Below are 19,429 nucleotides of genomic sequence, written 5' to 3' on the forward strand. Positions count from 1 at the left end.
TTTGAACGGTTACAAGCAAAACTAAACGGCCTCAGTCCGATTGAATTCAGGACCAAGGCCGCTTAAATAATTTTTATTTATTGTACTGTCTACTTGACGGGGTGCAGTTCAAAATTCTAGGTTGCCGCTTTTTCCTTACCCCTCCTGCAGCGAATACGAAATGATCGCATTCGGCAGCTGGCGGAGAACCATCGACACGCCGCCGTAAGCGACGCCGAGCTCGCCGAGATCGGAGGAGATCAGCTCCAGATTGTGTAGGAAGCGCACGGGAATCATGTCATGTAGCGTCTTCCAAATGGCGTTAATAAGAGGCGCTCCGAGTAGCGCAAGGAGACCGCCGACGCAGATAACGCGAGGATTGTAGGCATTGATGACGTTGGCAAGGCCGATGCCTTGATAATGCCCGAGCTCGTTCACGGCTGCGATGATGCGGGTGTCGCCTTGCTGCAAGCCCTGCACAATGTCACTGAACGCCGTTTGCTGCGGTGTTGTATCCAACATGTCGTACAGCGCCTTCACAGAGGCGTACATTTCCCAGCAGCCTCGGTTGCCGCAAGAGCATTTTTTTCCGTTCATATGAATGGTGGAGTGTCCCAAACGACCTGCGGTTCCAGACGAACCGGCAAAAATCTCGCCTTTATGATACACGCCAACCGAGAGTCCCCAAGAGGAAGTTACGTAGACGAGATGATCCACCGTACGGGAACGGCCGAACTGAACTTCACCGATGGCCCCGGCGTAAGGCGCAGGATGGATGTAAAACGAAAGATTCGGATGAGGCTTCGTTAAGCTATCCAGCAATGGGAAATTCGTCCAACCGTTCAGGTTCGCGCTATATTCCACGACTTTATCTTGAATGTTGTAGTAAATCGGGATGACAATGCCGACACCGATGAGACCGAGTACACGATGGGCGTGTTCTTTCTCCAAAGCGGTGAGGATGCCAGATATGGCCTCAATCACAGGCTGCGGCTCGCTACAGGACATAGACACGATGCGGCTGTCCAGCTTTTTCCCTGAAATGTCAGTGATCAGCACGGTGAATTGATTGACTTCGATATCCATACCGACACAGATGCCGGCTTGATCGTTCAAGTCGACTAAGGTAGGCGGACGCCCACGGGAAGTGCCGGTGGTGCCAAGCTCCACAAGGAGTCCTTTTTGCAAGAATAAATCGACGCAGCTGGAAACGGTCATTTTATTGAGCCCGGTGATCGCGGCAATTTTAGCTCTGGAAATCGGGCGATAGGTGAGAATGGCTCCGATGGCATGCTCCATATTTATTTTTTTCACGAGATCAAAGTTGCCGATAGGGCTCTTGATATTCATGGTTAACCCCCTTAACATGAAGCGTAACACCCTTATTTAGTAAAAATACTATACAAATAAATCGAAGTTGTCAAAGATAAAGTTTATTTTTCCTAAAATGGTTGACGACATGTAGATCTGGTGCTAACATGAAAAACAAATCAAATCCAACTAAAATAGTCTGAATTTAAAAATAACGTGAAAAGTCGACCAGAACACTGGAGACTCCTGCACTTCCTCGCCAAAGTCGACGGAAGAAGTAGGAGTTTTTTTATTTCATGTTAGGAAAGAAGGGGTACATAAAAAATAGTGTAAAACTACAAAGAAATACAGTTTTTCAAATATGGAAAAAGAATTTTTTAGAAATTAATGCATTTTATTAGTATAACATTTATATTAAATAGGGAATGAACTGAAATCGTTTTCCTAATTAAGAACAAGGGGTGTTCAAAAATGAGGAAGTTGAGTCTAGCAAGTACGATCTTAGCATCATTCTTATTGGTGACTGCGTGCTCTTCGCAATCCACAAGCACGACGACGCAATCTGGTGCTAGTTCACCAGCAGCTGCTGCATCCAAAGCGCCGGAAACACAGAAGCCGGCAGACATCAAGGGAGAAATTTCATTTTGGTCTTGGTCGCCGGAGGATAATATTTGGCAGCAATTGATTAAGACTTTCAACGATAAATATCCGAATATTAAAGTGAATTATGTGCGTACGCCATCAGGTGATTATGAGAAGAAAATTCAAGTAGCAATTCAAGGCGGTGAAGTGCCGGACGTCATGGCGTTTCAGAACGGTCCGATGATCAAAAATTACTCGCCGATTCTTGAACCGCTCGCCCCTCTCGCCGAAAAGTCGCTCGGAAAAGACTGGGAAAAGTCGTTTAAGCAGACACCGCTGGACTCCGCGAAAAAGAACGACTTTAAGACGCTGCCGACTGGCGTAGCTGTCACGCCTTTCCTTTCCTATGATGTTGATCTCTTTAAAAAGGTCGGGGCTGAGCCGCCAAAAACGTACGATGAACTGAAGGCGGTCGTGAAAAAGTTTGAAGACGCCAAGCTGCCGGGCATCGTGCCTCGTTTAGGATTTGCAGGTGGGAAAGGTACGACAGTAACCGATGTCTTTTACACGCTGGTGAATCAGATTGCTCCAGGCAAGCTGTACGAGGCTGATGCAGGCAAAGCGAAGTTTACGGAGCCTGCGTTTATTCAAGCGACGAGTGCATTCAAACAATTTTACACAGATAAGCTGTTTCAAGATGGTAATTTGACAACGAAATTTGATCCGGATCTTCGTGAAATGTATGAAGGCAAGCGTCAGCTTCCGATGATTCTTGTTGGTGCTTGGATCATGACGGACGTTGCGAATAAAGATGGATTAAAAATCGGCGACCGTACCTTCGGTCTCGCACCAATGCCGACGATTGCCGGCGGAAAATCAAGCGTGCTCATTAACGGTGACGTGCCATTAGGCATTTCTAAGGATTCCAAGAACAAAGAAGCCGCATGGCGCTTCGTGGAATTCATGGCAACTGGCGAGTACCAAACGATTTTGAGCAAGGGTCTGCAATTTTTGCCGGTGAAGGAAGGCTTGTCGATGGATAAAACGAATCTGAAAACCGACATCGAGAAGCAATCCGTCGATCTCATTATTAATGAAATGACGAAGAACGTTGGCGGTATTCGTTTCTTGGATAATGCTTCGATTGAGCAAGCGATATTTGTGAATTTGCAAAAGGTAGCAAGTGGAACCATTACTGCAGAGCAGGCTATGGCCGAAGTGCAAAAAGCCTCTGATGCCGTGAAACGCTAATCTACATGACATGCACAAGGAGTGAATCTCTTGCCAGCATCGAGGACGAGAGATTCCCTCATTGGGATGTGAAGTGAGGAGGATACCTGTGGAAATGGCCATAACCGAACCGAGATCAACTAGCACGATCATCAAAAAAAAACGCAGGAGAAGCTACACGGGGTTACTGTACGTTCTCCCACTTCTTCTCTTCGTGTCTGTCTTCACGTTTTTTGGCATTTTTTATAACGTTTATATCGGCCTGTTCGAATGGACGGGGATCGGTGCCAAGTCGTTTATCGGATTGGATAACTATGTGCATCTGTTTCAGGATGCGAATTTTTATGAGGCACTCGCTCATACGGGATATTTTCTACTGCTGACGATACCGCTCTCCTTACTGATCGGGCTGCTGCTAGCCATTTTACTGAACGGTGTGTGGAAAGGGGCGAGCTTGTTCAAGTCCATTTTCTTTCTCCCGCATATCATTGCTGTTGTTACGATCGGGACGACGTTCTCGGGAATTTACGAGCCGAACTTCGGCCTGCTGAACAAGGTGTTACAAGCGCTGCATTTGTCCGGTTGGACGCATGCGTGGCTATCGGAGCCTGGCTCCGCCTTAAATGCGATTGCGGTGGTCTATATTTTTGCCAATAGCGGCTTCTATATGTTGATTTACTATACGAGCCTTCTTCATATTGATCAAGACATATTTGAAGCGTCTACCATGGATGGTGCCAACGTCTGGAAGCAAGTCTGGTATATCCTTGTGCCCATGTTGAGTGGGACGCATATTACATTGAGTATTTTAGGGATTATCCACGCCCTGAAGGTGTTCGATTTAGTTTGGATTATGACAGAAGGCGGACCGGGCGGGTCGACGGAGTTGATCTCCACCTTTTTATTCCGGGAATCGCTGCTAAAATACAACACGGGCTACAGTGGTGCGGTATCTGTCGTGCTTTTGCTTATTGCATTCGGGTATACCCTTGTTCAATTGCGTGTGTACAATCGGGTGAGGAGGTAGTGCTATGTTTGGTCATATGAAGCTGACGGAAAAGCTGTCCATGAATGTTCTGCTCGTCCTTTTGGCACTAATCTGGCTGATACCTCTCGCTTATTTACTCATGTACTCATTTGAAGGTGGGGTATGGGAAAATTATCGGGCCGTGCTGACGCTGGATTTGTTTCCGCATTTTCTGTTGAACAGTCTGATTGTCTCGACGTCGGTTGTCATACTGCTGCTAGTGGTCGTCGCTTTTGCGGCGTATGGGTTCAGCAAGCTTCGTTTTCCTGGTGATACCACCGTATTCGCTGTGTGTCTCATCGGGCTCATGATTCCGCCGGTCGCCATGCTGGTGCCGCTGTTTCAAACGATTAAATCGTTTCACTGGATGAATACGTATCTCTCCTTGATCGGCCCGGAGGTGGCGATGAGCATTCCGTTCTCGCTGCTGCTGGCGCGCAATGCGTTTGATGAGATGCCTGGCGAGCTGTTGGAAGCAGCGCAAATGGACGGCGCGAGCAGCTGGCGCAGGTTTGCACAAATTGTGCTGCCGTTGGCAGTTCCGGTATTAACGACGATCGGCATTCTTGCCTTCCTGAATTCTTGGAATCAGTATTTACTCCCGCTTGTGTTTATCAACAAAGAGACGATGCTGACGGTGACGATGGCGCCGAAGTTTTTTATTAATGAATATACCTCTGATTATCATAAAGTGTTTGCTGCGCTGGTGCTTATTACCATTCCTATCGTGATTCTGTATCTATTCGGGCAAACGTATATGCAGCGTGGTCTAACGAGCGGTGCAATCAAATAAGAAGCATGACAAGGAGGTACCGATGAGAGAACGGCAAACGACTACGTCTAAACCGAATATTGTTTTTCTGATTGCCGATGATCACCGCTTTGACGGGATTGGGTCTTATGGCAATCCAGTTGTCCAGACGCCAGTGCTGGATCAATTGGCTGCGAACGGCATTCTTTTTCAATCCATCTACACGATGGGCGGTCAAAATGCTGCGCTATGCGTGCCGTGTCGTGCGAGCCTGCTGACGGGAATGAATGTGTTCAATGCGACGGGTTCGGCAGGTGAAGTGACGTTGGGCCAGACAGAGAACAAGAAGCTCTGGGCGCTTAATCCCGACTGTACGTACTTGCCGGAGGTGTTTCGCACGAGCGGATATCGTACATTCGGTACGGGCAAATGGCATAACGGCAAGGAAAGCTTTGCTCGCAGTTTTATGGAAGGGTCTTCCATTTTCTTCGGTGGTATGGGCGATCATGTAGGGCTTCCGGTTCATGAATACGATGCGACCGGGCAATTTCCCGATGAGGCTGCGCGGCTTTCTACGACGTTCTCTTCGGAGTTGTTTGCGGACAGCGCCATCCGTTTTATTGAGGAGGCGGCGGCTGAGCCGGAGCAGCCTTTTTTCCTATACTGCGCGTTTACCGCGCCGCATGATCCGCGCACACCGCCGCCTGCGTATGCAGCGCAATACCCTGCAGCGGCGATTCCGCTGCCAGATAATTTCATGACCGAGCACCCGTTTGATAACGGCGAGCTGTCGGTTCGAGATGAGCAGCTTGCTGCGCTGCCGCGCGATCCGGCGGAAATCCGCCAACATATTGCGGACTACTATGCAATGATCACGCATCTGGACGAGCAGATTGGTCGGATTGTGCAGGCGTTGAAGGAGCATCAGCTCGACGGGGAGACCATCATCGTCTACACGGCTGATCATGGTTTGGCGCTTGGGCAGCACGGTTTATTAGGCAAGCAAAATGTGTATGAGCACAGTGTGCATATTCCGCTTCTGATGCGCGGTCCGAATCTGCCGGAAGGCTTTATCGTGAACGGCTTAGGTTGTCAGATGGACATTTTCCCAACGCTCTGCGAGCTTGCCGGACAGCCGGTGCCTGCGCACGTGGAAGGGAGCAGCATGCTGCCGCTTGTGCAAGGTGTTCAGGGGGCAGGCCGAGAGAGCGTGTTCGCGGTGTATAAAAATATGCAGCGCATGGTTAACGATGGCCGCTGGAAATATATCCGTTATATGCGTTCAGGTGAACGTGGAACGAATCGGATTCAATTGTTTGATTTAGAGGAGGATCCTGGCGAGGTGTGGGATCTTTCGCAGGAACCGGAAATGCAGGTGCATGTAAGTAGACTTGAGCAAGTTCTGCTCGATTGGCAGAGGGCTGTGAAGGATCCTCTTTTGCAGCAAATGAACGCTTAGTAGAAGAATGGAGGTGCTGCTCAGGATGAGACGTCCGAATTTCTTATTCTTGTTTCCAGATACGCATCGAGGGGATTGGATGCCCTATCCGCCGGATGTCTTGGCGGCGCTCGGGATGGAGGAGCTGCCGCTGCGCATGCCGAATCTGGAGGCTTTGATGTCACGCGGCGTGACGTTCACCAGAGCGATTACGCCTTCTCCGCTATGTGCGCCAGCTAGAGCTTGTCTGGCTTCCGGCAAGCGGTATGAGCAGGCGGGCGTCGTTGGGAATCACATGAATTACGATGTGGAGCAGCGGACCTTTTATTCGGTGTTGAAGGAGCAGGGCTACCGAGTAGGCGGTGTCGGCAAATTTGATCTCACGAAGGCAACGCCTTGGTGGGGGCTGGACGGCTGGGTCGACGAGCTGGGGCAAATGGGCTTTACCGATGGCGTCGATAATGCCGGCAAAATCGATGCCATTATTTCCGGCGCGGAGTCGCCGAAGGATCCGTACATGGCCTATTTGTATGAAAAGGGGCTCGCCGAGCTTCATCTGCGGGATATGACGGGGCGGGGGCATCAGACGCACGCCACGGACTTGCCGGACGAAGCATACTGCGACAACTGGCTGACGCGCAACGGGCTTGAGATGCTGCGGGGATTTCCGCAGGAGCAGCCTTGGTTTTTGATGGTTAATTTTACAGGGCCGCATGAACCGTGGGATGTGACGCAGAGCATGAAGGCGCAGTGGAACGATGTTTCGTTCCCTGAGCCGCGGGGCAGTTCGAAGCTGGTCAGCAACTCCAACGAGATTCGGCAAAACTATGCCGCTATGCTGGCGAATATTGACCGCAAGGTAGGAGAGCTCTTGGAGGAAGTTGCTCGTCGTGGAGAACTGGAGCACACGGTTGTCATCTATGCTTCTGACCATGGCGATATGCTAGGAGATCATGACAAATGGGGCAAATGCAAGCCCGAGCGCGGCTCGATCTCGATTCCGCTCGTAATGAGCGGACCGGGCATTGTACGCGGGCAGGTTCGCTCTACGTTGGTAGAGCTGCAGGATGTCGGGCGTACCATTGTGGAGCTGGCCGGGGCGGATATGCCCGAGGCGGTGAATGCAGTGTCGTTGGTCCCGGTGCTTGCAGGGGACGTAAACGAGCTGCGCGAGGTGCAGATCTCAGCGCTGGATGAGGGGCCTCAGCATCCAAGCGCTTGGCGAGTCGTCGCGAACAAGACGTGGAAGCTCATTGTGGAGCGGGATCGGCGGGAGCGGTTGTATGACTTGGTTCGTGATCCTTGGGAGTGTCGGAATGTTGCGGAGGCGCATCCGGATGTCGTGGCTAAGCTGCAAGCTGAACTGGAAGCGGATAAGTAACACACTTTTTGATACCGAGAACCGGATCACCTCTTCACTGAAGAGGTGATCCGGTTTTTTTTGAACATTGCGATGACCACCGATAGTTCGATATTTCCGAACTAAAACGAGGATTACGTTTGAAAAAAGGCCTGTAGTCCGATTCTGCCGAACTATTTCCCCATTTCTCATGAGGAAAGTCCGTTTGGGTTGATTTAGTTAGGCTATTTCGGACTATTTCAGATTTATTGATGTGTACAGTGAAATTAGTTCTGTAAATTCGAACTATCGGTACAGCCTTAGCAGCTCCCCCCTGTCAGATGGCATATACAAGCTCTCGAAACATACAATGAGATTGTACAAGATATTGCTGGATGATGGGGGAGCTATGAATCCAAAAACACGAATGATTTTACAAATTGCCGCGACTTACATGGGGACTGTCGTTGGTGCAGGCTTTGCCTCCGGGCAGTCGATCATGCAATTCTTCACGATATATGGTGACTATGGCGGGGTTGGCATCTTAATTGCCACGTTATTTTTTATATGGATCGGTACGAAAATGATGATTCTTTCCCACAGGCTGCAAGCCTCCTCCTATCAGGAGCTGAACAATTATTTGTTCGGTGACTTTTTTGGGAAAGTCGCTAATACCTTGACGTTTATCATCCTATTTGGCGTCACCGCTGTGATGATGTCGGGTACGGGCTCTATTTTTGAGGAGCAGCTGGGGTTACCGTATCAATTGGGCATTATCCTTAGTATTTTACTGAGCTATCTGGTGATGAACAAAGAAATGAGTGGCGTTCTGGCGGTAAATTCACTTGTGATGCCGTTGATGATCTTTTTCATGGTACTTGTGTTCATCAAGGTGATCGGCTTAGATGGCATTGGGGAAGCTTTACATTGGCAAGGGCAGCAGCCTTGGAACAATTTGAAATGGATAGCTAGTCCCTTTACCTATGTTGCACTAAACTTTGCATTTGCGCAGGCGGTCTTGGTACCATTAGGGAGTGAGGTCAAAGATGAGAGCACGCTGAAATGGGGAGGCCTCTGGGGTGGCGTAGGGCTAGGTGTTATGCTACTCATTAGCCATTTTGCGATACATACGCGGATGCCGGAAATCTTGAACGTTGATATTCCCATGGCTGAAATTATCCGAGATTTCGGGCGTTTCTTCCATGTTCTATTCATCGTGGTTATTTACGGGGAAATACTTACGACGATTATTGGCAATGTGTTTGGCATCACTCGACATATTGGGCGGATCTATGCGCTACCGCGAAATTGGGTAGTTCTAGCTACGTTGTTCTCCTGTTTGTTAATTAGTCAGGTAGGTTTTACTTCACTTCTCACTTATTTGTATCCGCTTTTCGGGTACATGGGGATGATTCTGCTTATTTTTTTAATGGTAAGACCTGCACCTGGCAAGTAATGTTGGATAAAAAGTTGAGGAGCACGCATCATGTTGGTTCAAAAAATAGCTGATTTAGAGATTCGTCGTTTGCAGTATAAGGATGTGGCAACGATTGCGGCTTTGATGAAAGACGTGGTGACTCGTCTGGCTTCACAGGATCTTTTTGCGGCGGATAATGAAGAATACTTTCACGCTCACATTGAAGATAAAGGTGAAATCTATGGCGCCTTTCAAAATGGTGAGCTTGTTGCCTATACATGTCTGGCATTTCCTGGGTTAAGTGAAGGTAATCTTGCTAGGGAGTTCGGGGTGCCTGAGCAAGAGCTGCCTTACGTAGCCGTCCTTGATGCCACAATCGTCCACGAATCGGTTCGAGGTCGAGGTTTGCAACGATATTTCAATGAGTTGCGTGAACAACGTGCACGGGAAAAAGGCTGTCGCTACCTGTACGCTACTGTTCATCCAGACAATGGGGTGAGCCTTGCGAATTTAGAAGCACAAGGCTTGATCCACCAATTTACTCGGCCCATGTATGGTGGTAAACTAAGGCATTGCTATGCCAAAAGGTTACAATAATAAGGTGAGAAAGGATTGGAAAGCAGCATGATCAGAGAGATGACGATACAAGACTATGAGGGCATGATCCAATTGTGGAATGAAATTGACGGGCTGGTCCTCAGCGAGGCCGATTCGAAGGCGAATATTGAGATGTATTTACATAGAAATAAAGGCCTCAGTTATGTATACGAAGTGGACAATGAAGTTGTCGGAACCATTCTATGCGGGCATGATGGCAGAAGGGGATTTATTTATCACGTTGCTGTAAGTCCTCAATTCCGGAATCGACGCATTGGCGTTCAGCTGGTTGAGTTAAGCTTGGGTAAACTGAAAGAGGAAGGCATTGATAAATGCCATATCTTCGTTCTCGTCGATAATGAGGTAGGAAGCCAATTTTGGGCTAAAACGGGTTGGGCGAAACGCAGCGGATTTGCGGTATATTCGAGGGACACAATTAGGTAGTCGCAGACGCTAACCAAGATAGCAGGAGCTGCAGGAAGCAGCTCTTTTTAATTTCAATAAGTGCGGGGGAACTATGCAGGAAGCAATTGATGAACTAGTCCGTCATTATTTTATAGATGCAGCTTATGAAATAGAGTCGGTTCCTTTTGGACTGACAAACACAACCAAGATTATAAGAATAGATGGAGATAAGTACGTAGTTCGAATCTACAATCCACACACCAAACATATAGCAGGACTTGAGCTAGAAGGCAAAATAACGTCTTTTTTAAGTAAACAAAATCTTACATTTCAAGTGCCTGTGTTTCTTCGTACACCTACTGGCGAGGATTACGTACAATTGTCGAACGGTATGCTAGGTGCTATTGTGTCCTTTGTTGAAGGGGACGTTCCTACATTGGTGGACATCAAGCATGCTGCTGATTACGGTCGTGTTGTCGGGGAAATATCATCTGCGCTAAGTAAATATGATGAATCGCTGGGATATGCGGGAATCGCTTTTTTGGACATGTTTGCAATTCATCTACTTGCGGATCATCAGGCTGTCATGTCGTTTATGGCGGTTCCGCCTTTTTACATTTCCGAAGCCAATTTGACGTTCTATCATGAAATGATTTCTTCAGTGAATAAAAATCTTGGTCAGTTAACGGAACTGCCCATGCAGCTTGTGCATCACGATGTCCTGATTTTTAACTTATTGGCTCTGGAAAATAAGATCTGCGGTGTGCTGGATTTGGATTTAACGTCACGTGATGTCGGCTTTATGGAATTCGCCATTGCCCTGAATCATGTTCTGCAGATGAGTCACGGTTCGTTGGAACTGGCTGAAGCTTTTATTAGAGGCTATGCTGAATTCCGAACATGCTCGCGGCAAGAAATCGATCAACTTCAGTTATTGACTCAGGTGTATCATGTGGCGGTTCTTCATTTTTATATAGGCCAGCATTATGCAGGGAACGCCATTGAACAGAATTTCACATACATATTGAATCAATTCTACACCAGACATCACTGGTTGAATCAAAATAGTGGATACATTCAAGAGTTATTACAATCTTACTTGCTGGAGGAAAAATGATTACATTTAACATTTGCTTCATTAGACAAGGCAATCATGTGTTATTACTAAATCGAGAGTTCCCAAGTTGGATGGGATGTTGGAATGGCATTGGCGGGAAGCTTGAACGGGATGAATCCCCAAGGCATTCTATGGTTCGTGAAATAACGGAGGAAACCGAAATAGCCGAATCGGACTATCTCCTGCTGTATAAAGGACTGGTCACGTGGACCGTAGATCACCAGGAGTTCGGGGGCATGTACTTGTATGAGGCACAGGTTCAGGAGGATCACGTGTACAGCACGCCTAGAAAAACTTCGGAGGGTATTTTGGACTGGAAATCCATAGAATGGATTATGAACCCGAAGAACCAAGGGCTCGCTGCGAATATAACAACCGTCATGAATTACTTGAACGAAGAATCACCTTACCATCATCATTGCAACTATGTAGAGGGGAAATTGGCTGGTATTTCATCGGAAGTCATTGACGAGAAGACGGAAGACAGTGAACGGATGCAACGATATGCAGCGTTATATACCGAGAGATTGGTAGGTGTAAAATGATCTATGTTGAAACGTCTAGACTCCTGTTACGCGATTGGGAAGAAGCGGATTTAGCGCCATTTTGTCAGCTGAATGCGGATGAACAGGTAATGAATTATTTCCCAAAGACTTTATCGAGCGATGAGACAAACGTGTTCTATCAATCCATTATTTCTGAATTTAAGGAATGTGGATTCGGGCTATATGCCGTGGAAGTCAAAGAAACTAAAGAGTTTATCGGGTTTATTGGGTTTCATAGGGCCAACTTTGAGGCTGATTTTATGCCGTGTATAGAAATTGGATGGCGTTTGAAGCAAGAGGCATGGGGCAAAGGCTACGCAACGGAGGGGGCGGCAGCTTGTTTACAGTATGGATTTAACGAATTGGGATTAACCGATGTGTATAGTTTCACAGCCGATGTGAATAAGCCTTCACAAAATGTCATGATCAAAATTGGCATGCGCTTTGTGAAAACATTCGACCACCCGAAGGTTGAGCGGGATAGTTTTTTGAGTAAGCATGTTCTGTATCACATCAATCGGAAATAAAATTGAGGTTCTCATGTATATACGGAGAAAACTTGGGCATACTAAACATTACTGCGTTAGAATTGAAAAAAGAAGTAAACCTGTTTACCGGATAATGTTCGAATAATAAATGTATCCATTTTGGAATTGAAATTGAATAAAGTATTGCCTGCAATATGTTTAAGTTCTCTTTTTCGGATAAAACGCAAGAAGGAAGAAGCTGTGATCTATGGATCCGGCTTCTTTTTTTGTTGTTAAATATATACAAATTCATCCAAATGCAATATTATGGTAAAGTGGTACAGCAATAAAGTCGAGGTGTCTGGTTATATGTATAAAGCGGTGTTTCTTGATTTTTACGGTACGCTCGTGCATGAAGATGATGTCTTAATTGAGGAAATATGCCAAAAGATTTTGACATCGACATTTACGCAAACAACAACGAAAGACATCGGGAAATATTGGTGGAATGCTTTTTCTAAAGCTTTTTATGCATCATATGGTGATCATTATAAAACACAGCGTGAAATCGAGCTTTGTTCCCTAGAGGATACGATTTCCCATTACAATTCGTCTGAAAATCCAAGAGAACTAAGTGACATGTTATTTAAGTATTGGGAAGCTCCTGATCTCTTCGAGGACACTCCTGTATTTTTGCGAAACATTCGCCTACCTAAAATCATTCTTTCAAACATTGACCGGCATGACATTGAATCAGCCATTATTCATAACGGGTTATCCTTCGAAAATATAATAACCAGTGAAGACGTCAAATCGTATAAGCCCAGATCTGAAATGTTTCAACATGCCCTGAAGACCTTTCATCTTAATCCCTCGGAGGTATTACATGTTGGTGACTCCTTGACTAGTGATGTTGCAGGTGCCCAAAACGCAGGTATTAAAGTTGCATGGATAAATAGGAAAAATAAAGATTTGCCAGCAAATTGTAACCCAGATTACATCATCACTTCGTTGGAAGAACTGATTCCTTTGTTATCTAAATAAACATGAGAAGGTGAGCGCATGAACATAGAAATAGAAAATCTAAAACCAAAAGCAATCCTCATAGACCTAGATGATACCATTATCTCGTATGATCAAGGTGTAGATACAGACGCCTGCTGGCGGAGAGCCATTCTTACACATCTACAAGGGGAAAAGGCAGCTGCTCAAGTAGATGACATGCTCTCCGCTATTAAAGATCGCGCCAAATGGCACTGGAGTGATCCTGAGAGACACCGAATTGGCAGGCAAGATCTAACGTCAGCAAGACAGGAGATCATTGCGGCAGCTTTCCTGAAATTTGACATTCATGAGCTTCATCTAGCAAGAAATATCGCCATAACTTTTGGGGAAGAACGCGAAAAAGCTTTGACCATTTTTGCGGATTCTGTTGAGACCATTACCCAATTACGAGCGCGCGGTATTAAACTTGCCCTAGTGACCAATGGAAATGCGAAAGTGCAATGGGGCAAAATTCATCGCTTTGAGCTTTCTCAGCTTTTTGACTGCATCGCGGTTGAAGGAGATTTAGGCTTCGGCAAGCCAGATGAACGGGTGTATCAGCATGTTCTGGAACAATTAGGCGTCACGGCGGAGGAAGCATGGATGGTTGGCGATAATTATGAATGGGAGGTAGTGTCGCCACAGCGCTTGGGAATTAAGGGCATTTGGGTTGATCACAAAGGCATGGGCGTCACTTCTAACGAATCCGCGCAGCCTTTTATGATGATTAAGTCATTGGGTGATTTGCTATCCGTGATATGACCCGGAATATCCTGCTGTCCTTTGTGTTTCATGTTTTGATTCTCGTTATATCAGGTATGCTAAAAACCCACAACCGCCCCGGTTGTGGGTTTCACCATTTGCGCTTACGCATGTCTGCGCGCCCGGTATTGTTTCCAGTGAAAATAGATGAAACATCCAAAGCAAAATCCGCTTAAAGCCAGCACGACAGCTAGGGTCAGCATGCTTAGTGTAATATAGGCCAGTAGCGTGAAGTTAACTAGGGAAGCCGTAATCGTAATGATGAGAAAAAGAATGGTCAACAAGTTGTTGAAACGCAGCAGCTCGCGGCTTTCTGTTCTTGTACTAACAGGGAAGAGTGGAGAGAACAGTCGGACAAAAAGGTTGTATTTTACGCCATAAGAACGACTAATGATCTGAACGATCAAAGGAAGGACCAAAATCCAAAACTGTTGACTGAGTACACTCACAACAATACATAGCAAAATACCAAGTTGATTACCCCGCACATAATGCAAAGGAACCTCATCTACACAATCGTAATTGCCCCGCAGTAGTTGGTTCGCCATGGTTATCCTCCTATCACAATGAATTGTTATCCTCATTATACATTAATTCATAGTATTCTGATAGGGATTTACAAAATAATTTTACCGTTGGTTTTTCATATACATACTTGGGGTCATGCCCTGCCATTTACGGAATTGATTCGTGAAGTGGTTATAATTTTGAAATCCAACATCATAACAAACGTCTGATGCACTGCGTCCCGTATGGGCTAGCATGAGAACTGCCTGTTGGATCCGCATGCGATTGAGTGTATCAATGATGGAGTAGCCGGTGCTCTCTTTAAAAAGATGAGATAATCGCGACGGGGAGAGGCCGACGGTTTGAGCAAGATCTTCAAGCCGGATCTGTTCACGCATCTGTTGTGAAAGCAGGAGAAGAACTTCTTCAATGCGCGGGTCCATTTTGCGAATGCTTTTCTGCGCCATGATGAGCAGAATTTCCCGCAAGGAGCTGCTGCAAAGTTCGAACCAATACTCGCCGCGTTCCCTGGAATCTGCCAAAATACGGGTGAAAGCCAAGTGAATCCGCTCTTGAATCGATTCGTTCTCGAACGTGACGAGGAACTGCTCCTCCGGCGGAAGCAAGTTGGTCTCCGGCATGGAAGCAGGGAAATGGACCCATACAAAATGCCAAGTATGGTTTTTCACTGTGCCATAATATTGCGGAGTTCCAGGTGCCAAGATGAGGAGAGTTCCTTTTTTACAAATATGCTCGGTACCTTGGTGATTGACGTAGCCTGTGCCCTCCAAGGTAAAAATCATTAACCAATCATTACGGCCTTGAGGGCGTTTCGTCACATAGGAATCAGATTCTAGGAAATTGCCAGCGAATATCGCATTTGTATCCAAAATCATGGTGGGAAATCCCTTCTTTATCTGCATAAGTTAACTCCAAGTATATCATAAAATAGCAGGATCGTAGGAATCATTAGCATGATTATTACTTCTATGAAATTGTTTTTTTCGTTATGCTTAAGACATAGAAATTCAAGTTGGCTGTGGAGGTCAGAGCGATGACGAAAACACTAGTAAGATTGACGAAGGAACAAAAGCAGCATTTTGAATCAGAGGGATATTTGATTGTGAAGGGCTTATTCTCAGAAGCAAATCTAGCTGAAATTGACGAGACTTTTGAAGCGATCAGTCATCAAACGATTCCTGGTTATTTTGTGCCTGAGCTTACGGGGGAAGTCGTAGATCCATTGAAACGCTACCCGCGCGTTATGCATCCGCATCGATTTAATGAGACGGCAAAGTCATACATGCTACATCAGCCTGTATTAGAAGTATTAGCAGATTTGTATGAGGAAGAAGCACTGGCTGCGCAAAGCATGTTTTATTACAAACCGCCGGGCTCTCGCGGGCAGGCGCTTCATCAGGATAATTTTTACCTGCAAGTGGAGCCAGGCAACTGTATTGCGGCTTGGACGGCAATCGACGCGGCTGACGAGGAAAATGGCGGATTGCTCGTTGTACCTAAAACGAACGAACTCACAATCTCATGTCCTGATATCGCGGATTCCAAAGAATCATTTACGACGCACTATGTCAAACCGCCGAAGGACGAAAAAGCAATGCCGGTCATTATGGACCGAGGCGATGTCCTCTTTTTCAATGGTAATCTGATACATGGTTCGTATCGAAATAAGACGAAGGATCGCTTCCGCCGCGCGTTCATCTGCCATTACGCCAATGCCTCTGCGACGCATATTAACACTCATTATCGACCTTTGTTCCGCGCCAACGGGGAAGCTGTTTCTTTGGAGGCTAACCCGGATGGCGGACCATGCGGCAACGAGTTTGAGACAGTGTACCCACATTAAACATGAATAATCGATGGAAAAGAATCGTTTCTAAGGCAGAGTTAGGGCCTGGGGACGATTCTTTTTTTAAATAGTTAGGGATTCCCTCGTGTATCGCTTGACAGGCTAACCTGTTCACTTTAATCTAGAGGTAAATGTTAAACGTTTAACCGATGGAGTTGAAACATAGATGAGTAAACCAAAACAAGTTACCATTGTAGAAGTGGCAGCAGCAGCAGGGGTATCGATTGCCACGGTCTCCAATGTGCTGAATCGAGGTGGGATTCGCTCGTCCAAAGAGACGATTCGCAAAGTCGAATTGGCAGCAGAGCAATTGGGGTATCGCCGCAACACCATGGCAGCAGGGTTAAGCCGGAACAAAACGTTTGAGATCGGTCTTATCGTTCCTGGTTTGAACAGCTATTATGGAGGGTTAGCGGAGCATTTGCAGCTGGAAGCTCACCATGCAGGCTATCATTTATCTGTCTTTTCCTCAGGCGGATTTGATCCGACGATCGAGCGAAGAAATTTAGAGGTGTTGCTGCAGCGCAGAGTGGATGGACTAATATGTCACGGATTAGCGATGGGGAAGGAGTCCACACGCGAAATTGTAAATAGCGGAACGCCTTTAGTGCTCATCAATGGCTGGGGGTGGCCGGAGGATATTGCGGTAGGGGCCGTCAATTTAGGCTTTGCTGAAGCTTGCAGACAGTCAACGAAGCTGCTCGCGGATCGCGGCTGTGATGAACTCATCTATGTGAGTAGCAAGCACTCGAATGTCATTGATGAGCAGCGCCGGAATGGATTTCATCTAGGTTTACAGCAGCTGACCGTGGAGATTCCACATCGCATCGTCGAAATGAAGGAACTGGACTTGGAGTCATTCTTCAGGGGGCTTATGGCGGGGAGCGCGCGTCGTACGGGGATCATTGCGTTTGATGACCATGTCGCTTTCAAGCTGCTTTCGGCCGCCAATAAGCTGAAAGTCGACATACCGGACCGTCTGCAAATGATCGGCATTAATAACGAGTATCTTGCTATGCATAGCTACCCTGGTATCTCGACTTGGGACATTCCTTACGAGCTCCAGGCCCGAATGGCCATTAGCAAGCTGCTGCATAAGTTTGGGCATGCCGTAGACGCGGGTGAGGAACGGGAGTTTGAGGTTCCGCTTGTTTTTATAGAACGAGAAACGACCAGATTGATGGAGTAAAAATGATGCGTCGCAGTCCCCTTTGGAGGGGATTGCGGCGTTTTTTTATTTGTAGGCGGAAATAGTGAGCATGTTCTGCGATATCTTTTTCGGTTCCCTCGTACCACTATGCTCCTCCCAGCCCCGTCCCCCGTCCCCCGTCCCCCGTACCTCCGTTCTCCCACTAGCTGGATTTTATGTAGTTAATTTCTCGGAATTAGCGGGAAAACGAGGAGTAGATGGATTTTGTACAGTTAATTTTAGGCGTAAGGGCCAATTGAGTCGAAACTGTGGAAATTAACTGTAGGTTTTCCAGTAAGATTGAATTTGGAGCGAAATCGTCCCCAAATAGCTGGAGTTTTTCCAGTTATACTAACGCACAAACTATAATGAGAGGCATGAAGGGCCCCTTCATGCCAGGAAGAGATTAGCGTGTTTAAATGCGCGGAAAGCTGCAGAGGGTGGTTTAGAAGGTAGGTTGGAGGGATGCCGATCATTCTACAATCACCATTTGACACAGTTAATACAATTCCCCTATAGTCAAAGTATTCTGATCCCAAAGGCAGGACTACGATGACAACTTATCCCTACTCACGTATTAAGGATGAAATCAAAAAACGAATCATGGAAGGCGAGTGGCTAAGCGAAGCTAGGCTGCCATCGTCGCGTGATTTTGCTAAATACTACGGCTCCAGTGTGAACACGGTGGAGAAAGCGATCAAGGAACTGTGCGCAGAGGGCTTGCTGACGAGGGATAACCGCAGGGGCACATATATGGAAAAAGGTGTCGCAACCCAAGAAGCACTAACAACTCCAGCCGGACAGCATCGCTCAGGCTTAGTGGCGGCCTCCGTCATCGGGATTGAAAATCCACTATGGGCCACAGCTTTACGTGGGATTGAAGATGTGCTGCATCTGCACGGCTTTCACTTGTTGAGCTATAGCGATGACCGCAACTTAGACAAGCTGGAGTCGTTGATGAAAGGTGCGATCGCTAAGCGCGTGGACGGCGTGATTCTTAGCCCGATTTACGATACAAAGCATGAAGAACGCAATCAACGGCTGTATCAATTATTGCAAACCAATGGCATCAAAGTTGTCTGTCTAGACCGCCATTTATATAACAGTGATCTTCCGTATATTACTAGCGATAACGTTGCGGGGGCGTATAAACTCACGAAAATGCTGATCGCAAAAGGTCATAGACGGATTCTTTTCATACGTAACTCCGATTTGAGCACGTTCCACGAACGCTTACTGGGCATGAAGCAAGCTTTTATGGATGCAGGCGTTCCTTTCAACGCGGATCAGGATGTGTTAATTCCTACGAAGTTTGAGAACTTCGTAGATGAGCTGGAAGCCTATAGTCATAAGATTTCAACAGTGATAAAAGAAAGCGCATGTACGGCTATTTTTGCAGCGAATGATCAAATCGCAGAGGCGGTTATCGCAGCCACGGAGCTGCTTGCACTCTCGATACCGCAGGATCTCTCGCTAGTCACCTACGATGCTTTAAATGTGAACCGGAAATTGAAGCGCAATGTAACGGGGGTTAATCAGCCGTTTTATGATATGGGGAGAGCCGCTGCCATGCAGCTCATGAACGAGCTGGAGGGGAAGAACCAGTTCTCGGTTCAGGGTCAGATTTGTCGAGCGGAAATTCATGATGGCGATACGATAGCTAAAATAGGCTGAAATATAAGGGGACTCCATTAAATGGGGTCCTTATTTGTATTAACTGTATTAAAATGTAGGCGAAAACCATTCCTTTATTGACACATACAAATGATCAACTTATTATTTAATTATATTTATAATACAGATAACGCTAAACTGTATTAATTATATTGATACAGAATTCATCATCATCCGACAA

19 protein-coding genes are annotated in these 19,429 nt (G+C 46.6%); 16 read left to right on the top strand and 3 right to left on the bottom strand.

Annotation, left to right across the window (positions count from 1 at the left end; translation table 11 throughout):
* Positions 1–135: 135 nt before the first annotated feature.
* Complete coding sequence (locus AC58UX_RS29915; protein WP_497259640.1) at positions 136–1,329, bottom strand: ROK family protein; 1,194 nt, start codon at positions 1,327–1,329, stop codon at positions 136–138.
* Positions 1,330–1,761: 432 nt separating this feature from the next.
* On the opposite strand from AC58UX_RS29915, the gene AC58UX_RS29920 reads away from it, so the two are divergent.
* The 13 genes from AC58UX_RS29920 (at position 1,762) to AC58UX_RS29980 (ending at position 14,011) form a co-directional block, all read left to right on the top strand.
* A complete protein-coding gene (locus tag AC58UX_RS29920; protein ID WP_497259642.1) occupies positions 1,762–3,123 on the top strand; it encodes an ABC transporter substrate-binding protein in 1,362 nt (453 codons plus the stop codon).
* 94 nt (positions 3,124–3,217) lie between these two features.
* Positions 3,218–4,129 carry a carbohydrate ABC transporter permease gene (locus tag AC58UX_RS29925; protein WP_497259849.1) on the top strand — a complete coding sequence of 304 codons (912 nt, stop codon included), beginning with the start codon at positions 3,218–3,220 and terminating at the stop codon, positions 4,127–4,129.
* Between the two features lie 4 nt (positions 4,130–4,133).
* On the top strand, positions 4,134–4,922 hold the full coding sequence (locus tag AC58UX_RS29930) for a carbohydrate ABC transporter permease (RefSeq protein WP_497259644.1): 789 nt from the start codon (positions 4,134–4,136) through the stop codon (positions 4,920–4,922).
* A 22-nt stretch (positions 4,923–4,944) separates the two neighbouring features.
* On the top strand, positions 4,945–6,339 hold the full coding sequence (locus tag AC58UX_RS29935) for a sulfatase family protein (protein ID WP_497259646.1): 1,395 nt from the start codon (positions 4,945–4,947) through the stop codon (positions 6,337–6,339).
* A gap of 25 nt (positions 6,340–6,364) precedes the next feature.
* Entirely contained in the window at positions 6,365–7,699 is a 1,335-nt protein-coding gene (locus AC58UX_RS29940; RefSeq protein WP_497259648.1) for a sulfatase family protein, read from the top strand.
* A 367-nt stretch (positions 7,700–8,066) separates the two neighbouring features.
* On the top strand, positions 8,067–9,113 hold the full coding sequence (locus AC58UX_RS29945; RefSeq protein ID WP_497259650.1) for a YkvI family membrane protein: 1,047 nt from the start codon (positions 8,067–8,069) through the stop codon (positions 9,111–9,113).
* Positions 9,114–9,143: 30 nt separating this feature from the next.
* A complete protein-coding gene (locus AC58UX_RS29950; protein ID WP_497259652.1) occupies positions 9,144–9,671 on the top strand; it encodes a GNAT family N-acetyltransferase in 528 nt (175 codons plus the stop codon).
* Between the two features lie 39 nt (positions 9,672–9,710).
* Positions 9,711–10,115 (top strand): GNAT family N-acetyltransferase, encoded by a 405-nt coding sequence (locus AC58UX_RS29955; RefSeq protein ID WP_497259654.1) that lies wholly within the window; start codon positions 9,711–9,713, stop codon positions 10,113–10,115.
* Positions 10,116–10,188: 73 nt separating this feature from the next.
* Positions 10,189–11,193: a phosphotransferase enzyme family protein gene (locus AC58UX_RS29960; protein WP_497259656.1), complete on the top strand. Its 1,005-nt coding sequence runs from the start codon at positions 10,189–10,191 to the stop codon at positions 11,191–11,193.
* Complete coding sequence (locus tag AC58UX_RS29965; RefSeq protein ID WP_497259658.1) at positions 11,190–11,738, top strand: NUDIX hydrolase; 549 nt, start codon at positions 11,190–11,192, stop codon at positions 11,736–11,738. The genes AC58UX_RS29960 and AC58UX_RS29965 overlap by 4 nt, the downstream gene beginning before the upstream one ends.
* Positions 11,735–12,265 carry a GNAT family N-acetyltransferase gene (locus tag AC58UX_RS29970; protein WP_497259660.1) on the top strand — a complete coding sequence of 177 codons (531 nt, stop codon included), beginning with the start codon at positions 11,735–11,737 and terminating at the stop codon, positions 12,263–12,265. The genes AC58UX_RS29965 and AC58UX_RS29970 overlap by 4 nt, the downstream gene beginning before the upstream one ends.
* Positions 12,266–12,574: 309 nt before the next feature.
* Positions 12,575–13,249 carry an HAD family hydrolase gene (locus AC58UX_RS29975; RefSeq protein ID WP_497259662.1) on the top strand — a complete coding sequence of 225 codons (675 nt, stop codon included), beginning with the start codon at positions 12,575–12,577 and terminating at the stop codon, positions 13,247–13,249.
* Between the two features lie 18 nt (positions 13,250–13,267).
* Positions 13,268–14,011 (top strand): HAD family hydrolase, encoded by a 744-nt coding sequence (locus AC58UX_RS29980; RefSeq protein ID WP_497259664.1) that lies wholly within the window; start codon positions 13,268–13,270, stop codon positions 14,009–14,011.
* A 104-nt stretch (positions 14,012–14,115) separates the two neighbouring features.
* Here AC58UX_RS29980 and AC58UX_RS29985 read toward each other — a convergent pair whose 3' ends face one another.
* Positions 14,116–14,559, bottom strand: coding sequence for a DUF4395 domain-containing protein (locus AC58UX_RS29985; protein ID WP_497259666.1), 444 nt, complete (start codon positions 14,557–14,559; stop codon positions 14,116–14,118).
* Positions 14,560–14,640: 81 nt separating this feature from the next.
* Positions 14,641–15,414 (bottom strand): helix-turn-helix domain-containing protein, encoded by a 774-nt coding sequence (locus AC58UX_RS29990; RefSeq protein WP_497259668.1) that lies wholly within the window; start codon positions 15,412–15,414, stop codon positions 14,641–14,643.
* 158 nt (positions 15,415–15,572) lie between these two features.
* Here AC58UX_RS29990 and AC58UX_RS29995 point away from each other — a divergent pair, with 158 nt between their 5' ends.
* The 3 genes from AC58UX_RS29995 (at position 15,573) to AC58UX_RS30005 (ending at position 19,248) form a co-directional block, all read left to right on the top strand.
* A complete protein-coding gene (locus tag AC58UX_RS29995; RefSeq protein WP_497259670.1) occupies positions 15,573–16,382 on the top strand; it encodes a phytanoyl-CoA dioxygenase family protein in 810 nt (269 codons plus the stop codon).
* A gap of 169 nt (positions 16,383–16,551) precedes the next feature.
* Positions 16,552–17,574, top strand: a complete 1,023-nt coding sequence (locus AC58UX_RS30000; RefSeq protein ID WP_497259672.1) for a LacI family DNA-binding transcriptional regulator — start codon at positions 16,552–16,554, stop codon at positions 17,572–17,574.
* Positions 17,575–18,126: 552 nt separating this feature from the next.
* The gene (locus tag AC58UX_RS30005) at positions 18,127–19,248 is read left to right on the top strand and encodes a GntR family transcriptional regulator (protein ID WP_497259674.1); all 1,122 of its coding nucleotides are present in this window, start codon (positions 18,127–18,129) and stop codon (positions 19,246–19,248) included.
* The last annotated feature ends 181 nt before the right edge of the window (positions 19,249–19,429 follow it).

Source organism: Paenibacillus sp. J22P90 (assembly GCF_059692195.1).